This window comes from Peribacillus sp. (assembly GCF_059453735.1).
The window spans coordinates 1-10313 of record NZ_JAZVJO010000206.1; the positions used below are offsets into that span (position 1 = coordinate 1).

The 10313-nt window shown below is 39.6% G+C and carries 9 protein-coding genes and 1 pseudogene; 5 read left to right on the forward strand and 5 right to left on the reverse strand.

What is annotated here, in order from left to right; genetic code table 11:
- The coding region (locus AC52RT_RS06490; RefSeq protein WP_495539999.1) for a TPM domain-containing protein at positions 1-729 on the reverse strand (729 nt) is incomplete at its 3' end.
- Positions 729-1310 (reverse strand): LemA family protein, encoded by a 582-nt coding sequence (locus AC52RT_RS06495; protein WP_340848508.1) that lies wholly within the window; start codon positions 1308-1310, stop codon positions 729-731. The genes AC52RT_RS06490 and AC52RT_RS06495, both read right to left, overlap by 1 nt.
- Positions 1311-1639: 329 nt before the next feature.
- On the opposite strand from AC52RT_RS06495, the gene AC52RT_RS06500 reads away from it, so the two are divergent.
- From AC52RT_RS06500 to ald, 5 genes are all read left to right on the forward strand, one after another.
- On the forward strand, positions 1640-2260 hold the full coding sequence (locus tag AC52RT_RS06500) for a DUF47 domain-containing protein (RefSeq protein WP_495539992.1): 621 nt from the start codon (positions 1640-1642) through the stop codon (positions 2258-2260).
- Positions 2261-2274: 14 nt separating this feature from the next.
- Positions 2275-3273, forward strand: coding sequence for an inorganic phosphate transporter (locus AC52RT_RS06505; RefSeq protein WP_495539993.1), 999 nt, complete (start codon positions 2275-2277; stop codon positions 3271-3273).
- A 118-nt stretch (positions 3274-3391) separates the two neighbouring features.
- Positions 3392-4645 (forward strand): helix-turn-helix domain-containing protein, encoded by a 1254-nt coding sequence (locus AC52RT_RS06510; protein ID WP_495539994.1) that lies wholly within the window; start codon positions 3392-3394, stop codon positions 4643-4645.
- Between the two features lie 27 nt (positions 4646-4672).
- Positions 4673-5503, forward strand: a complete 831-nt coding sequence (locus tag AC52RT_RS06515) for an EcsC family protein (RefSeq protein ID WP_495539995.1) — start codon at positions 4673-4675, stop codon at positions 5501-5503.
- Between the two features lie 125 nt (positions 5504-5628).
- The gene (ald, locus tag AC52RT_RS06520; RefSeq protein WP_495539996.1) at positions 5629-6762 is read left to right on the forward strand and encodes an alanine dehydrogenase; all 1134 of its coding nucleotides are present in this window, start codon (positions 5629-5631) and stop codon (positions 6760-6762) included.
- 52 nt (positions 6763-6814) lie between these two features.
- Here the strand turns inward: ald and AC52RT_RS06525 are convergent, their stop codons facing one another.
- From AC52RT_RS06525 to proC, 3 genes and pseudogenes are all read right to left on the reverse strand, one after another.
- Entirely contained in the window at positions 6815-7969 is a 1155-nt protein-coding gene (locus AC52RT_RS06525) for a GNAT family N-acetyltransferase (protein ID WP_495539997.1), read from the reverse strand.
- A gap of 19 nt (positions 7970-7988) precedes the next feature.
- Positions 7989-9374: an FAD-binding oxidoreductase gene (locus AC52RT_RS06530; protein WP_495539998.1), complete on the reverse strand. Its 1386-nt coding sequence runs from the start codon at positions 9372-9374 to the stop codon at positions 7989-7991.
- A gap of 140 nt (positions 9375-9514) precedes the next feature.
- Positions 9515-10312 (reverse strand): annotated as a pseudogene (gene proC / locus AC52RT_RS06535) (pyrroline-5-carboxylate reductase).
- Between the last annotated feature and the right edge of the window lies 1 nt (position 10313).

The window sequence follows — 10313 nt, forward strand, 5'->3', positions numbered from 1 at the left end:
CCAGCCGCGACCAGCACCGCCGCCTCCAGCAGAACCCCCGCCTCCACCGCGGGGACCGCTGCTGCCTCCACCGCCGCCTCTTCTCGACAGCATGGAGAGAATTGTGTATGACAATGCTCCACCAAAGAATTTTATATCGAGGAAGACAAGAGCAACTATGATAATAATCATCAGCCAGCCTGGAATTGGACTTTTGGCTTCAGCGGTCGGCTTTTCATCCGCCTTATATTCACCTGAAACAGTTTGTGTAATCACTTGGTAGGTTTCAGTCACCGCTTTGCCCGGTTCGTTATTTTTTAAGTATGGGATTGCATATTCATCAAGGATTCTCCCTGCTTTGCCATCAGGAAGAACTCCTTCAAGACCATATCCCGTTTCAATTCTTATTTTCTTTTCCTTCAGCGCCAGCACAAGTAAGACTCCGTTGTTCTTTTCGGCGTTCCCTAGCTTATATTTTCGAAACGCTTCGTTAGCATATGTTTCAATATCTGTTCCTTCAAGTGTAGCAACAGTCAGCACCGACACTTGGGTTGATGTTTGATCATCCAACCCTCTTCCGACAGCCTGTAACTTTGTCTCTTCTTCCTCCGATAATACATTCGCAAAATCTTGAACATATATATCTCCAACAGGGTCAGGAATGACAGCCGCAGCATACCCATTGGTTAATCCATATAAGAAACACAAGCTGATAATTAGTAAGAAAAGGCTGGTAACCTTTCTTACCATCATTGGTCATTTCCTCCAAAATCAACATCTGGAGCTGTTTCAGCCTTAGGATCAGCTTTAAAGTATTCTTTTGCGTCAAACCCTGTTACACCTGCAACGATGGCTCCGGGTAACCGTTTAACTTTTTTATTATAAACGGATACCTGTGCATTATAATCTTTACGGGCTACTGAAATTCGGTTTTCCGTACCAGCTAGTTCATCCATTAACTGAGTAAATTGTTTATCCGCCTTGAGGTCAGGATAGTTTTCCACTACTACTAATAAACGGCTCAATGCTCCAGAAAGCTCACTATTCGCAGTTGCTTCCTCTTCTGGTGAGTTTGCTCCTGCTAATCTAGATCGAGCATCTGAAATAGCTGTAATGGTTTCTTTTTCATGTGATGCATAACCTTTAACCGTATTAACCAAATTAGGGATTAAATCCAATCTTCTTTGCAGCTGATTTTCGATTTGTGCATAGGATTGATCCACATTTTCTTCTTCAGATACAAAACCGTTATAGCTGGATACAAATATCATGATGATTGCTCCAATAATAACAATCCCAATTAGTAATGGTACAAGTAGATTTTTTTTCATTTTCTCTCCCCTTTGTAGTTATGTACTTATTATATTTTTACCATTACTGTCTTCTTTCTAAACTTGATAAATATATTCTATTCGGTAAATATTTTATGATGTACGAGTATATAGTAAAATAAGGAATTTATTTAACAAAACTATACAGTATTATAGATTAATTTCATTACACGGTATCTGTTTTGTTAAGTTATTGTAAAGTTTCGTCGAAATCTCTTTCCCTTTAGCAAAGGAATCCATTACAATGATTTAGTCAATACTATGCATACTATATTTCTTGGATGAAATTTTGTGCATAAAAATATGCCTTAAAAAATGGGGGTAATACCATGGTTTTTAAATCAAAACAGGACAAATTCGCAGTTGCTTTAACCAATATGGCACAAAACATCAAAGAAAGTGCTGATTATTTTGCTGACTTTAAGTTGAATAATGTTAGTGACCTAAAGGTTTTTGCTGACACAATGAAGGATTATGAGCATAAAGGCGATTCAATGGTTCATGATGTAATCAAAGATTTAAACAATGCATTTATCACACCGATTGAACGGGAAGATATTCTGCAGTTAACCATGAATATGGATGACGTATTAGACGGACTTGAGCATTGCTCTGCTTTATTTGAAATGTACTCGATCATTGATGCAGATGAGTATATGTTGAAATTTGTCGACGCAATCAGAAAATGTACGTATGAAATTGAACTTGCGGTAAAGTTGCTTTCAACTAAGAAAATGCAAAATATCCGTGAAAATGCAATAAAAATTAAAGATTTAGAATCATATTGTGATGGAATTCAACGCCAATCCATTAAAAATCTATTCAGTGTTGAAAAAGATCCAATTCAACTAATTAAATACAAAGAAATTTATGAGAGCCTTGAAGAAATTGCTGACTTCTGTCAGACAGTCGCTAATACACTTGAAACAATCATTATGAAGAACGCTTAAGGAGTCCTCCAAGAATGGATACTTTACTTATAATAACGATTTTAATCGTATTTTTCGCACTCGCTTTTGACTTTATAAATGGTTTTCATGATACGGCAAATGCCATAGCTACTTCTGTTTCAACAAAGGCGTTAAAACCTCGTCATGCTATTATATTAGCAGCTGTGATGAACTTTGTTGGTGCAATGACTTTTACTGGTGTTGCCAAGACGATTACCAATGATATTGTTGATCCATTTACATTACCTAACGGATCACTTGTCATAATGGCTGCCCTGATATCAGCGATTATTTGGAATTTAGTTACCTGGTATTTCGGCATACCAAGCAGTTCATCGCATGCGCTAATCGGCTCCATTGCTGGTGCTGCCATTGCTGCTGCCGGGTTTGCTTCAATTAAATGGTCTGGTTTTCTTAAGATCATCGAAGCTCTTATTCTTTCTCCAATCTTAGCATTTGGAGTCGGTTATCTCATTTACACCATCATTAAAATTGTCTTTAAAAATAACAACTTAACTAAAACGAATAAACAATTTCGCAGAATTCAGATTCTAACGGCAGCCGTTCAGTCTTATGCACATGGTACGAATGATGCTCAAAAAGCAATGGGGATCATCACCCTTGCTTTGATTGCCAATGGATATACAGATAGCACAGAAATACAAACGTGGGTACAAGTATCCTGTGCATTAGCAATGGGTATTGGAACATCAGTCGGCGGCTGGAAAATTATTAAAACGGTCGGCGGAAAAATTATGAAAATCCGTCCAATCAACGGCGTTGCAGCTGATTTAACAGGTGCTGCTATCATCTTTGGAGCAACGTTGATTCACCTACCAGTAAGTACAACTCATGTTATTTCATCTTCTATTCTGGGCGTAGGATCAGCTCATCGAATTAAAGGTGTAAAATGGGGAACAGCACAAAGAATGATCATTACTTGGTTTATCACGCTACCAATTTCCGCCACAGTTGCGGGTTTAGTTTACTACTTGTTAAATTTTATATTCTAATCAAAAACCTTTCCGATTTCGGAAAGGTTTTTTGTTTCTAATAAAAGCAGTAAAACATGCTATTTTTTCCAAAATGGCTTACTATTTTTAATATAGCCGTTTAATAAGGGGAATGCCTATGCTTAATGAAAAACTAAATAGAGAATTGTTCAAGGGAATTTATGGAGATCTTATGGAATTTTCCGATCGAATCAGTAGTATTGTCGGTGGTCCAGTCACCATTGAGGATGGAAATCATCGTCTGCTCGCCTACAGTATGCATGATGAAACGACGGACCAGGCCAGAATATCAACTATTATCGGCCGCCGAGTTCCAGAGAAAGTCGTTAATAGTCTCTGGAAAGCAGGAATTATACCCGCCCTTTTAGAGGACAATGCGCCGATTAAAGTGGAAGCGATTGAAAATGTTGGACTCGGAAATAGGGCAGCCGTTTCCATTCGGAAAAATAATGAGGTGTTGGGATTTATCTGGGCCCTTGAGGGAAAAAAACCGTTTACAGATGAAGATCTAGCCTTTTTACAGCTTGCAGCTAAGGAAGCCAAAAATCAGCTCCAACAGCTGCAATTGAAAAAGAAACACAGAGAAGCTGGTACTCAGGAGTTTCTCTGGCGGTTATTAACCGGCCATTATCAAAAAGAAACAGATATTAAAGAGCATCTCAAACGTTTTTCTATCCATTTGCCTGCTGTATGTGCAATTGGTGTATTTGAATTTGCTGAAGAAATTAGCGGGAGTATTGAGCGTAATATCTCCTACATGCTTACCGTTACTCAAAAAATAAATATCCTTCTCACTACGATCGATCAAAACAAATTAATTGTTCTCGCTGGTTCAGAATCTGATGAAGAATTAACTACATCATTTAAAACATTTATTCCTATCTTTATTTCTGAAATGAAGAATCGATTTGACGTCTCTACTATAAATGGCGCTTCCGGAAATAGCCTAACCTCCTTGTTAGATGGGCGTCACAGCTACGAGGAAGCCCTTTATACCTTGAAAATTAAATCGATTTTCCCTGATGAGACTGGAACTATCATTACCTATGATGGTTTAGGCGTATTTCAAAGTCTTGAGGCGATTGATTCTAGACACCCTCGCCGCCGTGAACATCATACACTAACAAAATTGGCACGATATGACCAGAAACATCAATCTGATTTACTGCATACATTAAAGGTTTACTTAGAAAAAGATTGTAGCCAAAATGATGCTGCTCGCCATCTGCATATTCATGTTAATACACTTAACTACCGATTAAAGCGCATCACTGAAGTTGGTGAAGTTAATTTGAAAGACATTATCCAAAAAACAGCACTGTTTCTTGATCTAAAATTAAGGGAATACCGTGAATATCAAAGTAAAAGCTAGAATTATGACAAGAAAGGATGCGAATTCATGGAGTCAGAAGAATATTTACGATCAGAATTAAGAAAAATTGAAAAGTGGGAAAAGGATCAGAATAGTCTTTGGTTCTGGGAGCGATTAGGACGCCTCCCTTTTAAAGTGTTGGATAAACTTACTCCGACTTTTATCCAAACGAAAATTGGTTCGCTGTTAGATGGCATAGGGAGCTTTATTCAAACAGGCGGTCAATACTTAACTCGTGAAAAGACGATCCTTAATAAATTAAGCAATAGACTAGGGGACCAAAAAGAACTTACGCTTGAAGATGTCAGCTCCTTGCCCCTAAAAGTCATGGATCAAGTCAGTGAAGATATTAAACAATCAGAGAGCAGGGCAGCAACCGCTCAAGGAGCAACAACAGGTTTTGGCGGTATTTTTACACTTGCAATTGACATCCCAGTCTTACTTGGGATGTCACTGAAAACCCTCCAAGATCTTGCTCTGACTTATGGATATAATCCACGGGACCGTGATGAACGATTATTTATTGTAAAGTGCCTCCAATTTGCCACATCGGATATAGTAGGTAAAAAAACGATTTTAGATGATCTAAATTCCTTTTACCAAGACAAGCCGGCTGGAAAACGGGAAATGATCTCTCAGATTCAAGGTTGGCGTGAAGTTGTTTATACCTATCGCGACCATTTTGGGATAAAAAAACTTTTTCAAATGGTGCCAATTGCCGGTATGGTCTTCGGAGCTATCACTAATCGGAGCATGATTTCTGATATAGCGGACGCTGGAACGATGCTTTACCGAAAACGCCGCATCTATGAAAAGCTTCAGAATCTACAACATGTAGAAAATGATTTTAAACGGTAAAAAAAGGAGTATTTGTGAAATCTCACAAATACTCCTTTTTGAATTTTCTAATTACCACAAACGTTGTCGTTTTTATAACGGGTATACTTTAATACATAGGGATTAAATGAGGAGGACTATTTTATATGCGTATTGGAATTCCAAAGGAAATAAAAAACAATGAAAATCGAGTAGCGATTACTCCCGCTGGAGTAGTTGCCTTAGTAAAGGCCGGACATGAAGTATTTATAGAAAAAGATGCAGGCACAGGCAGTAATTTTACTAATGACGGCTACATGACAGCAGGTGCTTTAATAGTAGAAGATGCACGCAGTGTATGGGAAAGTTCTGAAATGATTATGAAGGTAAAGGAACCCATTCCCGAAGAATATCAATATTTTCGTAAAGATTTAATCTTATTCACCTATCTCCACTTAGCAGCTGATTCTACTTTAACAAAAGCACTAAAAGACAGTGGAGTCTTAGCGATTGCCTATGAAACCGTATCAGTAAATGGAACGCTTCCTTTATTAACACCAATGAGTGAAATTGCCGGCAGAATGGCTGCTCAAATCGGCGCTCAGTTTTTAGAGAAACCTAAGGGTGGAAAAGGGATTTTATTAAGTGGAGTACCGGGTGTTAAACGAGGGAAAGTCGCAGTAATCGGCGGTGGCGTAGTTGGTACGAACGCAGCCAAAATTGCCATTGGTCTTGGAGCTGACGTGACTATACTTGATTTGAACCCTGACCGCCTTCGTCAATTAGATGACATTTTTGGCAACCAACTAACAACCTTGATTTCTAATCCTTATAATCTTGCACACGCTGTAGCTGAATCGGATCTTGTCATCGGTGCCGTATTGATACCAGGTGCAAAAGCACCAAAACTAATTACAGATGAAATGGTCGTGGCCATGTCACCAGGCTCCGTAATTATTGATGTAGCGATTGACCAAGGTGGTATCTTTGAATCTGTTGATCACATAACTACTCATGATAATCCTACCTATGAAAAGCATGGTGTCGTGCACTACGCTGTTGCTAATATGCCTGGAGCTGTTCCGCAAACTGCTACTCTTGCATTAACGAATGTGACCGTTCCCTACGCCGTTCAGATAGCTAACAAAGGAGCCGTTAAAGCGATTCTATCCAATCCAGCCCTTGCCAAGGGAGTTAACGTGGCTAAAGGCCGCATCACCTTTAAAGCGGTAGCAGACGACTTAGGCTATGACTATGTCAGCGTTGAAGAAGCCCTTGATAACGAAAATATTAATGTTTAAACAAAAAAAGTGCTGATTTTAGATCAGCACTTTTTTGTTTAGTTCACTTTTATTAAAAAAAATCGTAAAAGAATGGCATCTGTTCTGGAATGATTGCGGAGAAAGAATGAATCTCCTGTTCATTCCCCTTTACTTGCTCTAACTTGTAAAGCGTTTCAATCTTCTTGTATCCGAAAAGGATGGCAGATAGCTCATTGATCGTCATTTCTATTCCAGTATCTCTTTTCTCTATTGTTTGGATCTGTTTATTTTTCAGGATAAAGGTTTTATTATTCCAAGAAGCAAAACTATCAGTAATCGTCAAAGTCACCGTTTCTCCACTAGTGCTCCAGTTAAAAGGATACTGTTTAATAAATTTCTCTGCATCAACGATACGAACCATAAAATAGGGTGTCACTTTTGCTTTCACCCGCGGTTCCTTAAGCGTATAAAACAATGGATCATCCTTATGGGTAGTAATCGTGAGCCTGGTAATCATCGAATCATGCTGACTAATAAAATTCCACAATCCCTTTCTCGCTTCAGCATTCAATGGGACGAATTCAGCGACCGTCATCTCTCCATCCTTTATATTGTACAGCATATATCCTGTTGGCCTATGCATTGGATCATAGTAAACAGCCCCAAGATAATCCCGATAAACGGAGTATGACCACCAGTTAGAGTCCCGGACGAGCATGCCGCTGAACGAAGAGGCATATTGTTGATAAATGTCCTCCATATCTCCATTATGGGACTCTTTCGTACATCGCTTTATTCGTCCATATACTCGTTCCTGCATGACTAGATTATCACTATCTACCTCACATATAAGCCGATCACAAAACAATTCCCATCCATACTTGCGGTAAAAAGGGACCGAAAAAGGATGCAGCATGGAGATACTGAAACCTCTTTCCCTCATCATGATTAACGTATGATGAAGTAAATCCTTCACATAGCCATTTCTCCGATACTCGGGATAAGTAGCAACACCCGCAATCCCCCCCATCTTTAAATGCTTATCTCCTATGTTAATGTTCAGGGGAAGTATATGAAGCTTCGCAGCGAGCTTTTCTTCATCCAGAATACCTAATACTTGTTGGAATTCCTTCATTTTTTGCAAGGTGTTTTCTAACCTTTCATCAGAGACCTGATATTGAAACGCATATTCAGATAACCGAACAGCTTCTCGATGATAACTCTCTGGCAACTCAATCACCTTCATATACATCACCCCCATAATGTTATTGTGTAATTAACGTTTCCTCTGTAAATATTTTTCCTGGATTGAGAATTCCTTTTGGATCCAGCGTATTCTTAATACTGGCCATCACATCATAGGCTTTTCCATGCTCAAGGCGCTGATACTTAGCCTTCCCTATGCCGACACCGTGCTCGCCTGTACATGTACCGCCTGCATTTAGTGCATAGTTAACAATTTCCTCATTTAAACGTTTTGCTTCCGAAACTTCCTCAGGATTTTTCAAGTCAATCATGAACATAACATGATAATTCCCATCCCCGACATGACCAACAATAGCGCCTTCAATACTCGAAGCATCCACTTTTTTTCGGGTATCAAGAATAGCTGCTGTTAAACGATCCAACGGTACACTCGCATCTGTCACCATTAATTTCTTACCTGGAGACGAATGAATGAACGAATACGCTAGATTATGCCGCGCGCTCCATAATTCACTCCTACCAATAGAATCCGTTTCAAACTGAATATCCTTACATCCTTGATCGGCAACAATTTCGCGGGCAAACGCTACATCTTGATTGAGTCCAGCTTCATTTCCATGAAACTCTAAAAATAATGTTGGTTTCTCTTCAAAGGATGTATTAATTGACCGATTCACTTGTTTAATAGAAAGGGCATCTACCAATTCTATTCTGGCAATGGGGATACCAGCCAGCATAATGCCATTAACCGCCTCTACGGCTTGTTCTACGGAAGGAAACGTAGCTCTGCCTGCCATAGTGACTTCAGGTATCCCATATACTTTCAGCGTTAATTCAGTAAATACGCCAAGCGTGCCTTCAGATCCTATAAATAAACCATTTAAATGTAGTCCTGATGAAGACTTTGTTGCTAAACTACCTGTATGAATGATATCACCGTTAGCCAGGACAACCTCTAGGTCCCTGACATTATCCCGCATTATTCCGTATCTCACTGACGTCGTACCGCTCGCATTGGTTGCGGCCATTCCGCCCAACGTTGCATCTGCTCCTGGATCAACGGAAAAGAACAAACCATATTTCTTTAATTCTTTATTAAGTTGTGACCGTGTAACTCCCGGCTGAACTTTGGCAAGAAAATCCCGTTCTCTTATTTCAAGCACAGAATTCATTAATGAGGTATCCATTGAAATACCGCCGCGTTGCGGAATAACATGGCCTTCAAGACTAGAACCTAGTCCAAAAGCAATAACCGGAATATTGTTCTCGTTCGCAAACTTTAACACAGCGCTGACTTCTTCAGCTGATTTCGGAAATATGACCACATCAGGAAGACTAGGCTGGTGATACGATTCATCCCGGCTATGCTGTTCTAGAACCGTTTCATTGATCGTTACTCTATCCTCACTAAGTAAGCGCTTTAACTCATTTGTATACGAAATCATCTGGGTTCCACCCTTCTCTATTAATCTCTATTATCATCTTACCTTAATTAAAAGAAAATTAAAATAAATCAAAATTCATAAACCTTCATAATATCAAAAAAAGCCGGCGAGATTTTCTCGTCAGCTTAATGGAAGGCACGTTATTTTTTTCCCATCTCTTTATTTTTATCTGTACAAGCTTTCATTGCGTCTAATACCGACTTCCTGAAGCCAGACGATTCAAGTGCAGCCACTGCTTCGATTGTCGAACCTCCTGGCGTACATACGTCGTCCTTCAAAGCTCCTGGATGCTTACCTGTTTCAAGTACCATCTTAGCTGCGCCTAACACAGCCTGCGCGGCCATTTTATAAGCATCTTTTCGAGGAATACCATCTCTAACACCGCCATCAGCCAACGCCTCGATGAACATATATACATAGGCAGGCGATGACCCACTAATTGCCGGAACAGCATCCATCGAGTGTTCCTGAAACACTTGCGTCTTTCCAAAGCTGTTCAATAATTCAAGGACCTCAGCTAAATCTTTTTCATTTACGATTGAATTGGGACTCAGTGCAGTCATTCCCTCTCCGACAAGGGAAGGAGTATTCGGCATCGTTCTAATGACCTTTATCTTCCTGCCAAACGATGTTTCAACTTGCTTGATACTGATGCCAGCAGCAATCGTAATGATGATTACTTCTGTTTTTACCGTATTTTTTATCTGCTCGATCACGGCAGGATAGAGCGAAGGGTGTACCGCTAAGAAAAGATAATCGGCAAAGCTTGCTACTTCCTGATTGTCTAGCGCTCCTAAAATTTGCTATGTATCAATTAACTTCGTGAGTGACCCTTCTGTAGCAGTACTTGCTGTGATTTGCTCAGGCAACACGATTCTTTCTCCGATCATCCCTTCAATCATGGCTTGAGCCATTCTTCCTCCACCAATGAATCCAATA

What these genes read in the sequence shown, in the direction of transcription:
- AC52RT_RS06500 (WP_495539992.1), top strand. Translation starts at nt 1,640, where the DNA reads ATGGTTTTTAAATCAAAACAGGACAAATTCGCAGTTGCTTTAACCAAT.
- AC52RT_RS06525 (WP_495539997.1), bottom strand. Translation starts at nt 7,969, where the DNA reads ATGAAGGTGATTGAGTTGCCAGAGAGTTATCATCGAGAAGCTGTTCGG.
- AC52RT_RS06495 (WP_340848508.1), bottom strand. Translation starts at nt 1,310, where the DNA reads ATGAAAAAAAATCTACTTGTACCATTACTAATTGGGATTGTTATTATT.
- ald (WP_495539996.1), top strand. Translation starts at nt 5,629, where the DNA reads ATGCGTATTGGAATTCCAAAGGAAATAAAAAACAATGAAAATCGAGTA.
- AC52RT_RS06515 (WP_495539995.1), top strand. Translation starts at nt 4,673, where the DNA reads ATGGAGTCAGAAGAATATTTACGATCAGAATTAAGAAAAATTGAAAAG.
- AC52RT_RS06505 (WP_495539993.1), top strand. Translation starts at nt 2,275, where the DNA reads ATGGATACTTTACTTATAATAACGATTTTAATCGTATTTTTCGCACTC.
- AC52RT_RS06510 (WP_495539994.1), top strand. Translation starts at nt 3,392, where the DNA reads ATGCTTAATGAAAAACTAAATAGAGAATTGTTCAAGGGAATTTATGGA.
- AC52RT_RS06530 (WP_495539998.1), bottom strand. Translation starts at nt 9,374, where the DNA reads ATGATTTCGTATACAAATGAGTTAAAGCGCTTACTTAGTGAGGATAGA.